General features: G+C 67.7%; 15 protein-coding genes and 3 pseudogenes. 11 read left to right on the plus strand and 7 right to left on the minus strand.

Features of this window, described 5'->3' with window-relative positions:
- Window positions 1–691 precede the first annotated feature (691 nt).
- Window positions 692–1,294, minus strand: a complete 603-nt coding sequence (locus tag KBX06_RS06600) for a hypothetical protein (RefSeq protein WP_210833336.1) — start codon at window positions 1,292–1,294, stop codon at window positions 692–694.
- 6 nt (window positions 1,295–1,300) lie between these two features.
- The gene (locus KBX06_RS06605) at window positions 1,301–2,896 is read right to left on the minus strand and encodes an RNA-directed DNA polymerase (protein ID WP_210833337.1); all 1,596 of its coding nucleotides are present in this window, start codon (window positions 2,894–2,896) and stop codon (window positions 1,301–1,303) included.
- 1,010 nt (window positions 2,897–3,906) lie between these two features.
- On the opposite strand from KBX06_RS06605, the gene KBX06_RS06610 reads away from it, so the two are divergent.
- Window positions 3,907–4,101 (plus strand): AlpA family transcriptional regulator, encoded by a 195-nt coding sequence (locus KBX06_RS06610; protein ID WP_028189453.1) that lies wholly within the window; start codon window positions 3,907–3,909, stop codon window positions 4,099–4,101.
- Between the two features lie 99 nt (window positions 4,102–4,200).
- Here KBX06_RS06610 and KBX06_RS06615 read toward each other — a convergent pair whose 3' ends face one another.
- On the minus strand, window positions 4,201–4,890 hold the full coding sequence (locus tag KBX06_RS06615; protein WP_210833338.1) for an HAD family hydrolase: 690 nt from the start codon (window positions 4,888–4,890) through the stop codon (window positions 4,201–4,203).
- Window positions 4,887–5,585: pseudogene (locus KBX06_RS06620) on the minus strand (GntR family transcriptional regulator); the annotation flags it as partial. The pseudogene KBX06_RS06620 and the gene KBX06_RS06615, both read right to left, overlap by 4 nt.
- A 222-nt stretch (window positions 5,586–5,807) precedes the next feature.
- Between KBX06_RS06620 and KBX06_RS27620 the strand changes: the two are divergent.
- A complete protein-coding gene (locus tag KBX06_RS27620; RefSeq protein WP_247685370.1) occupies window positions 5,808–6,122 on the plus strand; it encodes a hypothetical protein in 315 nt (104 codons plus the stop codon).
- 26 nt (window positions 6,123–6,148) lie between these two features.
- Here KBX06_RS27620 and KBX06_RS06630 read toward each other — a convergent pair whose 3' ends face one another.
- Window positions 6,149–6,502: a hypothetical protein gene (locus KBX06_RS06630; protein ID WP_210833339.1), complete on the minus strand. Its 354-nt coding sequence runs from the start codon at window positions 6,500–6,502 to the stop codon at window positions 6,149–6,151.
- Between the two features lie 251 nt (window positions 6,503–6,753).
- On the opposite strand from KBX06_RS06630, the pseudogene KBX06_RS28425 reads away from it, so the two are divergent.
- The 9 genes and pseudogenes from KBX06_RS28425 to KBX06_RS06675 form a co-directional block, all read left to right on the plus strand.
- Window positions 6,754–6,945: pseudogene (locus KBX06_RS28425) on the plus strand (replication initiator); the annotation flags it as partial.
- Between the two features lie 28 nt (window positions 6,946–6,973).
- Complete coding sequence (locus tag KBX06_RS06635; protein WP_307854472.1) at window positions 6,974–7,288, plus strand: hypothetical protein; 315 nt, start codon at window positions 6,974–6,976, stop codon at window positions 7,286–7,288.
- A gap of 222 nt (window positions 7,289–7,510) precedes the next feature.
- A complete protein-coding gene (locus KBX06_RS06645) occupies window positions 7,511–7,978 on the plus strand; it encodes a DUF4265 domain-containing protein (RefSeq protein WP_210833340.1) in 468 nt (155 codons plus the stop codon).
- Window positions 7,979–8,459: 481 nt separating this feature from the next.
- Window positions 8,460–9,527, plus strand: a complete 1,068-nt coding sequence (locus KBX06_RS06650) for a maleylpyruvate isomerase N-terminal domain-containing protein (RefSeq protein WP_307854473.1) — start codon at window positions 8,460–8,462, stop codon at window positions 9,525–9,527.
- 203 nt (window positions 9,528–9,730) lie between these two features.
- Window positions 9,731–10,339 (plus strand): bifunctional 2-polyprenyl-6-hydroxyphenol methylase/3-demethylubiquinol 3-O-methyltransferase UbiG, encoded by a 609-nt coding sequence (locus KBX06_RS06655; protein ID WP_210833341.1) that lies wholly within the window; start codon window positions 9,731–9,733, stop codon window positions 10,337–10,339.
- Window positions 10,340–10,474: 135 nt separating this feature from the next.
- Window positions 10,475–11,215 (plus strand): annotated as a pseudogene (locus KBX06_RS06660) (class I SAM-dependent methyltransferase); the annotation flags it as partial.
- 161 nt (window positions 11,216–11,376) lie between these two features.
- Window positions 11,377–12,057, plus strand: coding sequence for a hypothetical protein (locus KBX06_RS06665; RefSeq protein WP_210833343.1), 681 nt, complete (start codon window positions 11,377–11,379; stop codon window positions 12,055–12,057).
- Between the two features lie 149 nt (window positions 12,058–12,206).
- Window positions 12,207–14,012, plus strand: a complete 1,806-nt coding sequence (locus KBX06_RS06670; protein WP_210833344.1) for a sialidase family protein — start codon at window positions 12,207–12,209, stop codon at window positions 14,010–14,012.
- A gap of 138 nt (window positions 14,013–14,150) precedes the next feature.
- A complete protein-coding gene (locus KBX06_RS06675) occupies window positions 14,151–15,017 on the plus strand; it encodes an AraC family transcriptional regulator (protein WP_210833345.1) in 867 nt (288 codons plus the stop codon).
- Here KBX06_RS06675 and KBX06_RS06680 read toward each other — a convergent pair.
- Together KBX06_RS06680 and KBX06_RS06685 are read right to left on the minus strand one after the other, a co-directional pair.
- On the minus strand, window positions 15,007–15,864 hold the full coding sequence (locus KBX06_RS06680; protein WP_210833346.1) for a nucleotidyltransferase domain-containing protein: 858 nt from the start codon (window positions 15,862–15,864) through the stop codon (window positions 15,007–15,009). The genes KBX06_RS06675 and KBX06_RS06680 overlap by 11 nt on opposite strands.
- A complete protein-coding gene (locus KBX06_RS06685; protein WP_210833347.1) occupies window positions 15,857–16,354 on the minus strand; it encodes an NUDIX domain-containing protein in 498 nt (165 codons plus the stop codon). Before KBX06_RS06685 ends, KBX06_RS06680 begins: the two co-directional genes overlap by 8 nt.
- Window positions 16,355–16,612 lie beyond the last annotated feature (258 nt).

Genomic DNA, 16,612 nt, shown 5'->3' on the forward strand with positions numbered 1-16,612 from the left:
CACCACCGCCCACTGCTCATCGGTCAGGTCACTCGGATACGCCGCACGCTCACCCATGATCAGCCCAACGCCGGCCGGACCTACCGGTTACGACCACGGCTCACATTCACATGCCGGCCCAAACCCACAAGGGACAAGGCCTACCGAACCACCCACTGAGCTGGTCGTTTATCTGGTGCCGTTGGTTGGCCTTGGTCATCGTTGGGTGGCGTTTGACGGCCTGGCCACGGCCTGGGACGGCCTGGAGACGGCCTGAGCGGGGGATCGGTGGTCCGTCCTCGTCCTGGCGCGTGCTGTCCCGTCATGGGGGCTTCCGGGGCGGCTTGGCGGGGCTCCTGCGCGTTGCCGACAGCGGTAGACGGGGCCGGGCACGTCCTGGCGGTGGAGCTGCTACCGCGATTCGGTGACACGGTGGCAAGCCAGTCCCGGGTTTGGACTGGCGCGGCAGCCGGAAGCCCCGACCACGCGACCAGGTCGAGCCGCTGGCTTCCGTCACGGCCTCTCTGAGGTTGGTTCCTGCCTGCGGTGGGGCGGTGTCCCGGCGGCTGTCGGTGGCTCACCGCCCCGGCGCCGTAGGCGGCCGGGGCGGCTTGCCGCCGGCCGGGCTTGCCGCCCCGCACCGCGCGGAGCGCGGTGCCTTGATCTAGAAGAGAGCAATTCCGCAATAAGTACTAGCTGTAGACAGTATTGGCTACGTCATACCTGCGATAGGAACTTGAGTGTCAACGGAGCGGATGAAGTCAGAGCACGCGCTACGGACAAGGTCAATGGTTTGGCTGCTATACCGCAACTCTCGGTCAACTATGCTTACCTCGATAGCCTTCAGTCGTGTTTCGACGGCTCTTTTCTTTGCTGCCTGAGTGGCGGTGAGTCGACCGAGGCCATGTGCGATCGAGTTTCGCACATCGATCGCTGCCTCAAGTTTGGGCCATGCCGTCTGCTTCTTGATGTCGATGCTGTGGTAACGCGCATATGCCTGGATTCGTCGCGCCCACGTCGCAGTGGTGCCAGAATCGAAGTCTTCAAGTAGCGGCTCAAGCATGGGGAAATGTTGTGGGATGGCGGTGGATAGCAGTTCCCGTGAGAGCGCATCGAGGTACGATTCGACAACGCTCACCATGCGAAAGAGGGTAGCTTGTTGGCGGATTATTTCCGGCGCAACAGGCCCCAGTGAAGTGCGAATGACCCTGCCTCTGGACGTCGGGGAGCCTTCCGGAAGTTTCAGATCCTCCAACGACCAGGAAATCAGCTTCAGTGCGGCCTCTGTGAGTTCTCTGTTGGGAAAAATCGACATGTGCACTCACTGCTTCAGGAGGATCGAATAAATTGGAGACGACTGCCTAATCGCCTGAATCTCTTTATCCGTCGGTGCGAGCGGGCCCTGCTGCAGGGACTTCATGGCGAGTACGTACCATGGGGCAAGGGCGTCTGAGGCGTTCCGCAAAGCAAAGTCAAGCTCGTCGAACCCTACTTTGCCAATGGAGGCCAAGGCTAAGTATGCCTCTGCACGCAATGTCTCTTGATGGCGGCCCCGTGCGAGCTCTTCGACCCACTGAATGCGCTCTAAGTGATCCTTCAAAATGTTCATTCGGCGTGCGGCGTTCACAAGCCATAGCGATTGCCAATCACTATCCGACTCGTTCTTTAGGGCATCCCAGATTTGGGCTGACTCCTCCTGGCCGTCACTGCCAACTATGGTCAAGTAATTAACGAGCTGTGGTGTGAGTGGCGTAGCGAATTGGAACAGCCGCTTAAGCCATTGAAGGCCTCGTGGGTCGCCATTTCTAGCGAGAGCACTTATCGCGCTGCGCAGTAGGCGAAAGTCCTCGCGATGTAGGTTCTTTAGATCGATGCGTGCGGGCGGCGTCTCTAGATCAGAAGGTGTGGCGAAGGGGAATTCTTGGTCTATTTCTGCCGGTCGTTCCTGTTGGCCTGGGGTGGACCTGGCGGGCGGGCCGGCATCGATTCGACTTAGTGTAGCCACGGCGGAAGCGACCGAAGCCTCAGGCTCAAGATCGAAGTAATCTGAAACCGCAACCTCGACGTCTTGAGGGTCGAAAGCTGCTGCCTGTTGGTCGACATCCATTCCCGTGTATGCGAGTACGTAGTTAGAGAACGTTCTTGTGATGGTTTTGTGTTCGCCAATAACGAGCCCCACGTCGCGAGCGGCGGAGGATAGCTCTTCTAGGCTTCTAAGTGCCGAGCGGTAATCCTTGCATGCAATTCTAAAGTCGTCATTGAATCGCCAAACAGGAAGGCCCTTTCTGGCAATATTTCTTTCCACTGCCCGGATGTAGATCTCGGAAAGCCAATCCGATGGCTCTAGTAATTGGGGGATGCCGAACTGTCTGCCCGCTATGTCTGCCAGAAGTTCTACCAGGTGCTCTGTAGCCTCGACCTCTCCAGTTTGCATGAGCAACTCTTGGCGTAGGACATCATGATCAATGTATTGGTAGAATGCAATTACATCTGCTTCTACTACGTAGCCAACCCGGCTTTCGGCGAAGGTTACACGACCTGGATCACGATGCGCAAAAGCGAAATCTATTGGCGCTTGGATGAACTCTTTGTATTCTTCGGGAGTGCGTTTTGCTAACTCTAGCCCTGAAAGGATGTGGGCTGTCAAGGCTCGATAGGCGATGCGTTCCGCAATGCCAACTATCGGAACGGGGCGGATGCCATGCCCCGCTTTCCGCGCACTTACTATTGGGCTGGAGGAGTTAGGCTGACCTGTGAGAAGGCGCGTGCGTACCCAGGAAACAACCTCTTCGTGTCGCGCGTTAACTGCATCGAGCCAGGGTTCTGGTGGTACGAGGTTCCGGGTCGCGGCTACTTCAGCAAGCACGGCTGCCTTTAGATCCAGGTGGGTGACAAGCTTCGGGTTCAGTGGTCGCATCCGTACCCCTCAGGCTCGGGTATCCATTCAAGGTGGGTACCGTACAGTGCGCGAGAGGGCCTAGGCGACCCCATCAAGCTGGCAGCCACCTGCTCGATTGCCGGATTTGGAAGTTGGTCCTGCTCGTCGAGGTGCTGACCACACCGCGCGGTGAACGATTGTCGATGAACGGAAGCTGTCGGTGAACGTCCGCAGCTCTGGGTGGCTTCCGCAGCTGGCGCGTTGCCTGTGGCTCAGCCGTAGCTAGGGTGGGAAGGGCTGCGCTTTTGGTGGTGGTGGTCAGCGCCCTGGACGCGATGAGAGCAATTTTCCGCTGATCGTTTCCGATCCGGTACGGAGGAAGGGCTCAGTAACTTCACACCTTCCCGCAGTACGTACAGCTCCCTCCGAGCGATGGCCTCACCCTTCTCGTTTAGCTGGTAACCGTCAAGCCACGTCCAACCGGTATAGGTATGTAGCTCTGTGCGGACCTTGATGAGGCGGAAGAAGATCGGCCGTGCGAACTGCGGGCTGGCTGCGCGGGTTAGGTGCAGGACGTCACCGGGTTTCACGTTTGCTCTTCCTGTCGCGCCAAGCACGTAGGGTTTCGCCGGCCGCCGATAGGCGTGGGCATCCGTCGTCGGCGCACTGCCGGCAGGTGGCGCGGTTATGGAAGTCGACGACGTTGCCGGCCATCAGGACGAGGAACGAGGGCTCTGGTCGCTGCTGCGGGATCGACATGGCCTACCTCTGGTGGAGGCGCGTCGCGGCGTTCCTGGAGCGCCAGAGTCCTGCCTTGGTCATCAGGGGTGGCTCTGGTGCGGGGACGGCGGCGCGACCAGTCCATCTCTGCGGCTCCCGGCCGTATCTGGAAGGGGCTGGCGCACCGGCTACGTAGTCGACAGGTTGGTCAGGGCGTTGGAACCACTTGAACCTAGTCATGCGTTCAGGGTAAGCGACTAGTGGCAGCGCTAACTAGGTGTCTATCAACTTGACTCACGCCTAGTCGGCGTGTGCCTAGCGTCAGCGTCATGGGCAAGAAGCTGCGGCTGGTGGGTTCGGGGGAGATCCGGACCATGCTCGGTGGTGTCTCGCGCCAGCGCGTCTACCAGATCACCAACCGACGCGACTTCCCTGAGCCCGTAGCGACGCTCCAGATGGGCAACGTCTGGCTTGCCGAAGACGTTGAGGCGTGGATCGCGGCCAAGCGTGGGGACCTGGACTAGCTCCAGGGCGGCTCCACCTCGACCCCGGGCCGGGGTGAACTGACGACACGAGAACCGCCCCGGTGATGATCTCCCGGGGCGCTCGTGTGCGGAGTGGTGCTACAGCTCGTCGACGGCGAAGGCGGTCACCAGTTCGGCCATGCTGTCGACGACGACATCAGCGGCGGCGAACCGCTCGCGCTTGCCGGGCTTGTTGGCGTACCCGATGGCGGGGACCCCGGCGGCGTGGGCGGCCTCGATGTCGCTGACCGAGTCGCCGACGAGGACGCATTCCGCCGGCTCCGCGCCCAGCTCCCGTACGGCTGCGAGCACCGGGAACGGGTCCGGCTTCATCCGCTCGGGCGCGGCCTCGGGGCGACCGATGACCGGGTGCACGTACGAGGTGAGGCGTCGGGCGCTCAGGTAGGCGTGGACGGAAGCAGCCGAGTTGTTCGACACCACGGCGATCCTGCGGCCACTCTGCTGTGCGGCGACGATGACTTCCCGGCCGTACGGCGTCGGCTCGGCGGTGCGGGCCGCGGTGACTTCCTCGCGGGCCGTGGCCTCGTCGACCAGGCGGACGACGGCAGGGCGCCCAAGGGTGGCGGTGAAGCGGAGCACGGCGAGCGGGTCGCGTTCGGCCAGGATCTCGGGCGGCAGGGTGACGGCCTGGTCGACGAGCAGCCGGCGCAACTCATGGGCGACGGTCGACGCCGAGTGCTGGGCGAAGATGCTGCACACCGGGCCGTCGAAATCGAGCAGGATTACGCGGGCGCGGTCGATGACCTTGGCCAGGTCGGCGGTGGTCACGAGGCGTACTCGCGGGCGATGGTGCCCCACATGCTGTCGAACCAGGCGCGGGCCTGCTCGACGTAGAGGGCGTCATTGCTGGCGTCCTCGTCGCTGGGCGTGAACGGGAAGAGGATCGCGTCCTTGCCCATTGCGTCGTAGATCGCCATCGGCTTGCCGTCGACGGAGACGGTGTGCTCGACCACCGGGTAGAAGCCGAAGAACGCTTCCTGCTCGTTGATGATGAAGAGCTTGAACAGCGGGGCGGCCCTATGGACGCGTACCTCGGTGGTGGCGGTCTTGACCAACCCGAGGTCGGCAAGTTCCTGGACGGCGTCGGTGAGGGCGTGGATCGAGCGGTCGGTGATGCGGCGGCCCCGGGCGCGGATGCCGGGGTCGTCGGCCTGGTCCTCGGCGCGGCAGGGGATCGCCATCGGTGACGTCATGTCGGAGATCAGGACGCGTACCCGGATCGACTCGGGGGTGAGGCGCCCGATGCGGACCTTGTCCAAGGTCTCCTGGATCGCGTTGTACATCGTCTCTCCGGAGAAGCCGGCGAAGTCGATCGTGACGTTCGTGGCCTCGAAGGCTCGTTCGATGTGCGGCCGGAGTCCGACCGGGCGTTCCGTGTTGGCGCGGACGAAGGTGCCGCTGCCCTGACGGGTGACGATCAGGCGCTCATCTTGCAGCTTCCGTAGCGCTGCCTTGATCGTCTCGAACCGAATCCGCCGTGTGCCTGGTGATCCTGCTCGCCATCGGCACGATGGCCGGCGCCGTGCCTTCACCCACGTGCAGGAACTCTCCGTTGCTCAGGGTCAGCCGCACTGGATTGGCTGGGCCAACGCCGTGGCGGTCGAGCTGATGGCGATCTACTCGGTCTGGAACTGCGTGCCCTATGGCGTGCCGGTCGCCCCGTCGGCCTGGTCGGCTCGCTCCGGGTGGCGTTCGCGCTCCTGTCGCTCGCGGCCCAGTTCGCGGAGGCCGAACCATCGGTTTGGGGCTGGATCGTGGCAGCGGTGCCTTCGCTGGTGTTCCTCGCCCTGGTCAAGGTCGTCCTGTCGAACGCCCCCGTCACCCCGCCGGCTGCCGAGCCGGACCAGCCGACCGCGTACCGGTACGAAGAGCCGAAGCAGACCTCCGATGTCGAACCGGTCGGCCGCACTACGCCGACGCCGCCCGTCATCCCGGCGGTGCTACCTGCGCCTGGCGTCGTCCAGCCGCACCGGCCGCAGGTCGTGGGGATCATCCGATGAGGGCCGCCCGTGTCGCCGGCCAGCGGCTACCGGAACTCGTGCACGACCTCGATCAGGCCAACGATGTGGGCATTGAACTCGTTCAGTTCCTCGGCGGGTACCCACAGCTCCAGGATGGTCTGTCCGCCGGCCTGGCGCACCGGGTAGCGCTTCAGGAACTCCGACTGCATGCGGAAGCGGGTCACGTAGCCGACGCCGGAGGCCGGCACGTTCCAGTCCCGGGCGATCATGACCGCGTAGTCCTCATTCAGGACCGGGTAGAAGATCGGCTGATCCGGCAGACGTGGCGGCCACGCTCGCCAACCGGACTCGCGGACGAGATCCAGCTCTTCCGGCCCGGTCGGGCGCCACAGCACCGTCGTACCGTCATCGCTGCTCATGTCGACCTCGCTGCTTGGGTTCATGGTGAGCCCGGACAGTACCGGCGCACCCTGCTCCGGGACCACCGCATTCGGCTCTCGGCGGGGGTGGGCCGATGAATGCGCCGACCCTGCCCGGCCTGGCGCCGGCCGCTCCGACTCCGGTTGCTCCTCGGCCGGGGTCTCGGGCGGCCCGCATGGCGCTCCCTCGCTCGGTCGATGTGCTGAAGGAGATCGCGGCCGAGTACGGCGTCTGCGTTCGGCCGCTCGCCATGCGGCGTACGGATCTCGACACCGGCCGTACCGAGTTATCGACCTGCCCTGCGACGCGGGAGGACAGGTGCGCGCCGTGTGCCAAGAAGAACCGGCGGCTGTGGCAGGCCCAGATCCGCGAGGGATGGCACCGAGACGACGAGCCGCTACCGCCCCCCGAACCCGCGACCGAGGAACAGAAGGCGCTGATCCTGCTGCGCGGGCACCTGGAGTTCTCCCGTGACGAGGCTTCTCGCGCGTGCCAGTGGGACCAGGTCGCCGTCCTTCGACGAGTCGACCCGGGAGAGCACGGAGTTCCGGGTACGGAAGCACCTGCTGCCGTTCTTCGGCTCTCGGCAACTGGCCTCGATCAAGCCGGGCCACATCCGGGAAAGGGATGCCGGGATGGTCGGCAAGCTGGCTCCGGCGACCCGGGCCGTCGTCTTCGCTCACCTGCGGACCATCCTCGGCGCCGCTGTCGACGACGAGCGCATGGCCCCTCGTACCTCGGGCACTCCGATCCGGGCTTCACGCTTCGGGTCTACACCCACCTGATGCCGGCCAGCGAGGAACGTACTCGCCGGGCGATCGACGAGTTGTTCGCACCGGCTGCTGGGGTTCCGGGATCGCGCCCGTGACACAGCCGTACCGGAAGGTCAAACTCGTCCGTGGTGTTCGTGTGTTGTAGCTGCGCTCCGGTGTTTTGGTTCTCGCGACGGGTGACCCTGCGTGCTTAGGGTGTCGAACGCTGATCGATCGCCGGGAAGGAGAAAGTTCATGCTTAACCTGCCGGCCGGGTGGGTGCAGGTGTGGTTTCTCATGCCGCCTGGCAGCAATGCGACGAGCATGGGGATGGGGGCGGAACTGGTGGCACCGGATCGGGTGCGGTTGCCAAGGGCGCCATGGGGAGCATTCGACGCCGCGATGCACGACGTTCTTCGTGTTGAGCGGGACCAAGACGGCCAGTGGTGGGTCAAGGAGAAGGTCACGGCATCGGGCTACTGCACGATCCGCATCTGGGCCCCTGATGACAACGATATCGAACACTTCGAGGACGTTGCCCTGGCTGACTTTGCCCCGCTGGAGGTGAGCGGGGCGGGCATGTTTGGACTCGTCGTCCTCGATGTTCCACCGACAGCGGATCTGCCACGGGTGCGGTGGCTCCTACGCGACGGTGAACGCGCCGGCCGCTGGACCGTCGACGAGCTGTGTGTCACCGCGGCGTGGCGGGCAGCCGCTCCATGATCACGTGCTTGTGGGGACCGGCTACGTATCGGTGACCACAGTGCCCGGTATCACCACTCGGGCGGTGCCTCGTCGGTCAACTTGGTCTACGACTCTCCGACGGCCTGGCGACGGCCTACACCGGCTGTCGCCAGGCTCTGCCCCTGGTCAATGGGGGCGTCGCAGCCATAATCCGGCGTACAGGTCGACTCGTCCGTCGCCCACCAGTTCAGAGCCCCGATCAAGGCTCTGAACTGGTTCTATGTCCGGGTGTCGATGGTCGTTCTTGGTCAACTTTGGCTGGCGTCTGACGCCCTGACAACGCCCTGACGCCCTGGAGATTCGCGCTTGCCGGGCTTGTTGGCGTACCCAATGGCGGCGACTCCGGCGTGGGCGGCCTCGATGTCGCTGACCGAATTCGGCAAGTCAAGGTGGTCCGCTCCCGGCTGGTCTCGGCCTGCCCAGGAACGATCGGGACCGCCGGGTCCCGCTACCCGACTCGGTGGCCCAGTCGCTCAAGGAGCACGCCAAGAAGTACGGCCCGCTCTCGATCACGCTGCCGTGGGAGGACCAGTTCAGCGACGAGCGGGTGACGGTGTCACTGATCTTCAGCACCACCCCGGCGGGTGCCATCAAGCGGGCAACCTTCGACGGCAAGAGCTGGCGCCCTGCGGTTGAGGCGGCCGGCATCGTCCCGACGCGGCACGTTCAGTGCTTGGGCGGCCGGCGCGATCGGTTGCGAAATTCGCTGTCCGGTCGTCGGAGCACGGTGGTAGAAAGCCGGGTGCATAAAATTCCCACGTTCTCTGATCATCTGCGGCTGATCAACGAACGGTCGACCGCCTTCCACGCTGCGGTCGCTGCGGCGCCCCGCCTCGACATGCAGGTTCCGACCCATCCCGAGCGGACGCTGTTCGATCTTGTGCAACACGTGGGCATGGCCCGCCGCAAGTCAGCCGCCATCGTCGCCGCTGGGCCGGCAGACGCGCCCCCGGAGAAGTCGGCTTGGGACGACGGCATGGGTGCGCCTCGGGAACGCGAGGCACTGCTGGCCTGGTGGACCGAGTCCATCGAGCAACTGACGAGCGCGCTGCGTGAGGCCGGCCCGGATCGCAGTTGTTGGACGTGGTGGGATGACTCGCCGTCACCGCAAACCTCTGGTGCCTGGGCGCGGCGCCAGGTCCCCGAGATCGCGGTGTACACCTACGACGCCCAGCTCACCCTGGGTGCCCCGCAGCCGCTACCAGACGAGGTCGCCCTCGACGGTTTCGACGACTGCCAGTTCACCGTCTGCGCAACCACGGTCGCCTGGCCACACGACCCCGCCATCGTCGATTACCACGCCACCGAGGGCCACTCCTGGCGCCTTCGGCTTTCCCGCGACGGGGCGCAGGTCGCCCGCTTCACGCCCGTTGCCGGCGAGGATTCCGAGACGGCCGACGTCTCCGCCCGGGGCACGGCAAGCGACCTGGTCCTGTTCTTCTACGGCCGCATACCGCTGGAGTCGCTGAAGTTCGAAGGCGACCGTCGCATCTTCGATCAGCTCGCCGCCTGGGACCCGTCCGTGTGACAACCGACGACACCCGATCTCGGCACCTGCGACGCCTGACGGCCTGGCGACGGCCTACAGCGGTTGTCGCCAGGCTCCGCCCCAGGTCAGCGGGTGGCCATCCGCTACGACAAGTTGGCCGTCCGGTTGCAGGCCGTCCTGACCATCACCATCATCTGCGAGTGGCTCTGACCCGCCGTATGAAAACGCCCTAGAGTCACGCGGTGGACATAGAGCAGGTCCGGCAGGCATATGCGTCCGTCGCAGAGCTCTACATCGGGCTGTTCGGTTCACGTCAGCAGGTACACCCCGACGACCTCGCCTTCATCGGGCGACACCTGGCTGGCCGAACTGGCACAGTGCTGGATCTGGGCTGCGGGCCTGGCCACATCACCGGTCACCTTTACTCGTTGGGGGCCGACGCGACGGGAATCGACATGGTCCCCGAGTTCATCGCCCATGCGCGCGCGGCCCACCCGAGCGTCAGGTACCAACTCGGATCGATGGAGGACCTCGACGTTGCCGACCACTCCATCGCCGGCATCCTGGCCTGGTACTCGTTGATCCACCTGCCGCCGCAGGATCTCGACGGCGTACTCGCCGGGTTCCGGCGAGCAATGGCGCCGGCCGGAAGGCTGGTGCTCGGCTTCTTCGACGGTGACGAGGTCGCCGCCTTCGACCACAAGGTCGTGACCGCCTTTCGCTGGCCCGTCGACGAGATCTCCGAGCGACTCACGCGAATTGGCTTCACGGAGGTTGAGCGCCTGCGGCGGCCCAGCGACGGCGCTCATCGGCCGCACGCCGCCATCGCGGCCGTCACGACCGAAGGGTGAGCTCAGCGTGTACGGGCGGACAGCCGCCTCTCGACCGATGGCCGGCCGTGGTGGTGCCCACGTGACACAGTGTGCAGGCAGTGACACCAGGCCACCCGTGGGGATCGTGACGGCCAGAGAGGCAGCGGCATGTCCGGCGCGCAGTTGTACGACACCATCGGAGCCACCTACACCGTGACACGGCGCACCGAGCCGCGGATCGCCGCAAGGATCAGTGCTGCGCTCGGCGATGCGCGGACGGTGTTGAACGTCGGGGCCGGCACCGGCTCCTACGAGCCCACCGACCGTTACGTCCTCGCGGTGGAGCCGTCGGCGCTCATGCGTTCGCAGCGTCCTCCGGGGGCGCCGCCGTGCCTGGTGGGATCTGCCGAGAGCCTGCCGTTCGACGACCGGTCCTTCGACGCGGCGATGGCGTTCGCGACCATCCACCACTGGCAGGACCCGATCGCGGGCCTGCGCGAGATGCGGCGAGTCGCTCGCCGCGTGGTGGTGTTCACGCACGACACCAGCGACACCGGATGGCATCAACGGTTCTGGCTCACTCGCGACTACCTGCCCGAGGCCGCGGACCTCGTCGTCGGCCGGCCCACGCTGACCGAGCTGGCCGGAGCGATCGGAGCGCGCGCGGAACCGGTGCCCGTCCCGTGGGACTGCGTCGACGGCTTCTTCGAGGCCTACTGGCGCCGGCCGGAGGCGTACCTGGACGAGAACGTCCGTCGCGGGACGTCGGTCTGGGCCAGAGTCGGGCCGGACGCCGAGCAGCGGGCGGTGCGCAGCCTCCGCGATGACCTCGCCTCGGGCCGGTGGGCAGAACGCAACCGGGAGCTGGTCGATCTCGACGCCGCAGAGCTCGGTCTTCGCCTGCTGATCGCCTGATCCCGCCACGTCTGCCCACGACTTCACGGCGATGGCCAGTGGCCGCAGCCATCGTCCGTGAGATCGACCTCAGATCAGGGCGCATGACGGCCCTGACCACCGCCAGGTGCCGCGGGCACTGACCTATACAGGCCAGCTGACCTGGCGCGTAGGGTCACCGGGTGACCGTGTACGACATCGCCGCCAGACTCCCGCCCATCGACGTGCTCCGGGACCGCTGCAAGGCGCTCGCCGTCCTGGAGTGCGTCGTCGACGGCGGGGAGCCCTACTACGACTACGTCCGCACCTGGGGTGCGGACGAGGCGGCGCTGATGGACAACGGCAGCGGCGACGAGTGGACCGTGGTGTTCACCGCCGACGGCGCGTTCATCCGCGTCTTCGACCACGAGTCGGCGATGTCGCCCTACCGCGATCCGGAGCACGAACTGTGGCCCGGGCTGCTCGACGGCATCCCGGCGGTGTTCCGTCCGCAACTCGAGGAACCAGCGTTCGGCGACGAGGAGGGGCGGTTCGTCGCCACCGCCGTGCTGTGGCGGCCTGCCGCCGACGACCGCTGGCATGCCGGCGAAGGCATCGTGTTCCCCGCACCCCGCGGACCGTACGACGACACCGCCCCCGACGGTTCCGACCTGCTCGAGATACTGCTCGACGACGTCGCCGACCGGTACGTCTCGTTCGCCGAGGACTACTACGAAAGAGAGCTGGACCCGACGGCGGTCGAGCACATCGTCGCCCACCTTCCATTCACCGACCTCGTCGTGCGGGCTCTCAACCCGGACGCGACCGTCGCCGGGCTGCACGACGCCGTCGCCGCGATCGGGTACCCGCGCGCGGCGGCGTGACCCCGGCCCACAACCGGCTGGTCACCTCGACGCACCAGCCGCGATGATCGGCCGCCGGGCTGGCGGATTGCCGACAGTCGTCGCCGCCAACCGACGCACACCGGACCGGCGTTTCACCGACACCACTCCCGACCCTCGGAGAATCGCCGATGACCGCACCATCTCGCCACGTGTCGAGCCGCCTGCTCCTGGCGCTGCTGTCGACCCTGGCCCTGATCCTCACGGCGGCCGTTGCCGGCCCCGCCCACGCCATTCCACCCTGCGAGGTTCCGATTCCGCCGCCGGCCTGCGACGAGGAGGAGCCGTACCCGGACGATCGTCAGCCGGATGGCCACTTCGCCCCGCTGAAGGTCTGGTACGGCTCCTTCGACGTGCGGGGCTGGGCCGTGGACCCGGACACCTCGGGCGCGATCGCCGTCGAGGTGCATCTGGACGGAACGTTCCAGGGGCGGGTGACGGCGAACCTGGACAGCGCCCAGGCCGCGGCGGCGTACCCGCAACACGGTAGGGCCCACGGCTTCGTGCTGACGGTGCCGCTGCCGTGGCCCGGCGCGCACACCGTCTGCGTCACCGCCATCAACCACGTCCCGCCCGGGGCGGCGCCGGCCGGGGACCGGTCGCTCGGCTGCCAGCAGGTGCACACCGGCACCCGGCAGGTCAGTGCCGATCCGTACACCGGCACCGGTGCCCAGCACGCCACCCAGGTCGAACCGGACACCTTCGCCGCCGGCGACACGGTGGTCGCGGCCTTCCAGGTCGGACGGTACGCGAACACGTCCGGCGCGGTCGACATCGGCTTCGCGGTCAGCCGGGACGACGGGCTCACCTGGCGGCAGGGCATGCTGCCGGGTGTCGCGACGATCGGTGGCGGCAGCTACCCGAGGGTGACCGACCCGGTGGTCGGCTTCTCGCAGCGGCACGGCACCTGGTTGATCGCCACGCTGGGGTTCGCCGCCGACCGCAGCGGTGTCATGATCAGCCGTTCCGGTGACGGGTTCGCCTGGCAACAGCCGGTGCACGTTCCCCTGCCGGCCTCCGTGGGCGGCAGCGGGACCGACTGGGACAAGGAGTGGTTGGCCTGTGACAACGGCGCCTGGAGCAGCCCCCGCTACGGCACCTGCTACCTGGAGGTCACCGACGTCCGTAGCGGCCTGATCCATGTCTCCACCTCCACGGACGGGGGCGCCACCTGGACGCTGGCCCGGTCGACCGGTGCGATCGGCACCGCCGGGCAACCGGTGGTCCGCCCCGACGGCAGCGTGACGCTGGTCTACAGCCGCAGCTTCACCCGGATCGAGGCGATCCGTTCCGTCGACGGGGGCGGCACCTGGTCGGCGCCGGTCCTCGTGGCGAACACCCCCGACTACGAGAACGAGGAGGCCGACCTGCGCCGGCACCCCATTCCGAGCGTCGAGGTGGGTGGTGACGGCCGGGTCTACGCGGTCTGGCACACCTGTGCGTTCAGCGCCGGCTGCCTCGCCAACGGCATCGCCATCGCCACCTCGGCGGACGGGGCGACCTGGAGCGTCCCGCGGCGGCTGCCCACCGGGGTCGAGGGGGACCACTTCCTGCCCGGGATCGCCGTGGAGCCGGACGGGCTGACCGGGGAGACCCGGATCGGGCTGGTCTACCACTCCATCCCGGCGGACTGTTCGTACGGCATGTTCGGCGCGCCGTGCGAGGTCTGGGCGTCGTACATCTCGTCGATCAACGACGGGCAGACCTGGAGCGCGCCGACGGTGCTGACCCATGCGATGCCGGTGGCCAACATCGCGCGGAGCACGCAGGGCCACATGCTGGGTGACTACGTCTCGGCCTCGGTCGTTCGTGGCACGGTGGTCTCCGTCGTTCCGGTCGTGCCGGCCGACGGCCCGGCCGGCGCTCCGTACCGGCAGCACATGCACGGCGTCGGACCGTTGAAGGTCACCGGCGGCAGCCGCCCGACGACCGGCTGACCCGGGAGCGGACGGTCCGGGGAGCGGTACGGCCTTGGCCCGTACCGCCCCCCGGACCGACCTTTCCGGGCACAGCATGTCGGGTCGGGCACCCTCCCGCGCGCCTAGCGTTGCAGATCGAAAGGGAAGGAGAACCGGGTGCTGGAGCGGCTCAACCAGGCCATGGAGCACATCGAGCGGCACCTCGACCAACAGATCGAGGTGGCCGAGCTGGCGCGGATCGCGATGACGTCGGAATACCACTTCCGCCGGCTCTTCTCCGCGCTGGCGGGCGTCGGCCTGTCCGAGTACGTCCGCCGGCGTCGGCTCACCGTCGCCGGGGCGGAGGTGCTCGCGGCAGAGCGGACGCTGCTCGACATCGCCGTTCGCTACGGCTACGGCTCCACCGAGGCGTTCGCCCGGGCGTTCCACGCCGTGCACGGTGTGGGCCCCGGCGAGGCCCGGCGTACGGGGGCGGCCTTGCAGTCCCAGCCCCGGATGTCCTTCCGACTCGTCGTCGAGGGGAGCAGCAGCATGCGATACCGGATCGTGCAGAAGGACGGGTTCCAGCTGGTGGGGCGCAAGGCCCGGGTGCCGCTGGTGCACGAGGGGATGAACCCGGCGATCGTCGCCTTCGTCAGGGGCATCCCGCCGGAGACGGTACGCCGGATCGAGGCCCTGTCCGACCAGGAGCCGCAGGGCGTCGTCAACGTCAGCGCCGACGTCGCCGACAGCCGCGCGGAGGGCACCGAGCTGGACTACTGGTACGGCGTGGTGACGGGCGCGGACGCGCCGGAGGACCTGGACGCGCTGGCCGTGCCGGCGGGCGCCTGGGCGGTCTTCGAGAACTCCGGGGCGTTCCCGCAGGCGGTGCAGTACCTGTGGCGCGACGTGTTCACCCAGTGGTTCCCGTCCAACCCGTACCGCAGCCGGCCGGGACCGGAGATTTCCCGTACCCGCCTGTCGGCGGACGGCACGGAGGCCGACGCCGAACTGTGGATCCCGGTGGAGCCCGTCACCGACTGACCTCGTCCAGCACGGCGCGCTGGAAGGCGCGGGCCTCGGGACCGCTCGGTGGCGGCCCGCCGTCCCGCGCCGCGATCGACCGTTCGATCAGGTCGACGACCCCGCCATCGTCGGACGTGCCGACGGCTCCGCTGCCGGCGGTCGGGCCTCCCGGTCCGTCACCGGCGGTCGCGTCGACCGGCCTGCCCTCGGCGACCAGCCGGCGGCCGGCCTCGGCCTTCGACAGCCAGACGCCGTGGCGGAGCTTGACCAGGGCGCGGCACGCGCCGAGCACCGCGTCCTCGGCCCCCGGGGCGGGATCGTCGCCGGGCGGGGTCGGCAGGGCCAGCCACCAGCGCAGCGCGTCGGCCAGCAGGCGACGCAGGTCGGCGGGGGGAAGGTCGGCGAAGGCCTCGGCGGCCGGCGGCCCGAGCAGGGCGTGCCCGCACTGGTGCAGGATGCTGCGGTCCAGGCCGTACCAGAACAGGCCGTCCCCGGCGGGTCGGTCGCCGGCGGCCCACGTCGCCCGGAACGGCATCCGCGCGCCCGTGTTCAGCTCGACCTCGAAGCCGGGCTCCGGCGTCCCGGACCGGGCGACCGCCCGGCGGTACACGACCAGCTCCAGCCCGCGCGCGGGACAGGGCAGCGCCTCGTGCCGCAGCCGCGCCACCAGCTCCTGCCGGTGCGCGAGGTCGAGGGCGTCGGCGCAGACCAGCGCGACGTCGACGTCGCTGCGCCCCGGCTGGTATGCGCCCAACCCGACCGAGCCGGCCGCGTACGCCCCGACGAGGTCGCCGCCGAGGACGTCGCGGGCGGCGGCGACCAGGTCGGCGAGGTAGCGGTGCAGGGGCGGGTCGAGGTCAGTCATCGGACTCGGCCCAGGCCGTGCCGGCGGGCAGGAACCAGGCGGTGGCCTCGGTGTCGAGGGCGTGCGCGACGGTCAGCCGGGCGTGCCGGTCCAGCGGGGGCAGCCGGTCCGGCGGGAACCACTCCACGGCCACCGACTCGTCGTCGTTGACCCGGGCGGTGCCGGCGACCAGCCGGCAGTGGAAGCCGAGGTTGAAGAACTCGCAGCGGTCGCCGTTGGGATAGGTGTGCGGGTGCGACACGACGCTGCTCAGCCGGACCGGCTCGACCTGAAGGCCGGTCTCCTCCCGCACCTCGCGGACCACCGCCGTGGCGGGCTGCTCGCCCGGCTCGACGATGCCGCTGACCACCGACCAGCGCCCGTCGTCGGCGCGCCTGCCGAGCAGCAGCTCGCCGGCGTCGTTGCGCACCACCGCGCTCACGCTCGGCAGCAGCAGCAGGTCGTGGCCGACGCGCTCGCGCAGCCGCAGGATGTGGTCCGGAACGCCCATCCGGCGACCCTAACCCGGGTCGGGCCGCCCCGCGGCTGCCCCGTGGGGTGCGATCGGGTGCTCGGCATGTACACCCGGCAGCCCTGTTTCCGCAGTTCCAGCCCCTGCCGGCCGGAGCACGTCTACTGTGGAGAACGTCGGCGACTTGTGGTGTTCCGGTGGCGGCCGGGTGGTTCGCGGTGCACAGTGATCCCATGAGCGACAGCGGAAGCGGTGGGCACTTCTACTGGTGCACCCGTCACCACCGGGTCGAGACCG

Source organism: Micromonospora sp. C31 (assembly GCF_018070575.1).
Taxonomy (GTDB): Bacteria; Actinomycetota; Actinomycetes; order Mycobacteriales; family Micromonosporaceae; genus Micromonospora.

Bases quoted from the DNA above. Each gene is read 5' to 3' on its own strand.
- KBX06_RS06680 (WP_210833346.1), bottom strand. From the start codon at position 15,864: ATGACTGACCTCGACCCGCCCCTGCACCGCTACCTCGCCGACCTGGTC.
- KBX06_RS06670 (WP_210833344.1), top strand. From the start codon at position 12,207: ATGACCGCACCATCTCGCCACGTGTCGAGCCGCCTGCTCCTGGCGCTG.
- KBX06_RS06610 (WP_028189453.1), top strand. From the start codon at position 3,907: ATGGGCAAGAAGCTGCGGCTGGTGGGTTCGGGGGAGATCCGGACCATG.
- KBX06_RS06685 (WP_210833347.1), bottom strand. From the start codon at position 16,354: ATGGGCGTTCCGGACCACATCCTGCGGCTGCGCGAGCGCGTCGGCCAC.
- KBX06_RS06630 (WP_210833339.1), bottom strand. From the start codon at position 6,502: ATGAGCAGCGATGACGGTACGACGGTGCTGTGGCGCCCGACCGGGCCG.
- KBX06_RS06645 (WP_210833340.1), top strand. From the start codon at position 7,511: ATGCTTAACCTGCCGGCCGGGTGGGTGCAGGTGTGGTTTCTCATGCCG.
- KBX06_RS06600 (WP_210833336.1), bottom strand. From the start codon at position 1,294: ATGTCGATTTTTCCCAACAGAGAACTCACAGAGGCCGCACTGAAGCTG.
- KBX06_RS06605 (WP_210833337.1), bottom strand. From the start codon at position 2,896: ATGCGACCACTGAACCCGAAGCTTGTCACCCACCTGGATCTAAAGGCA.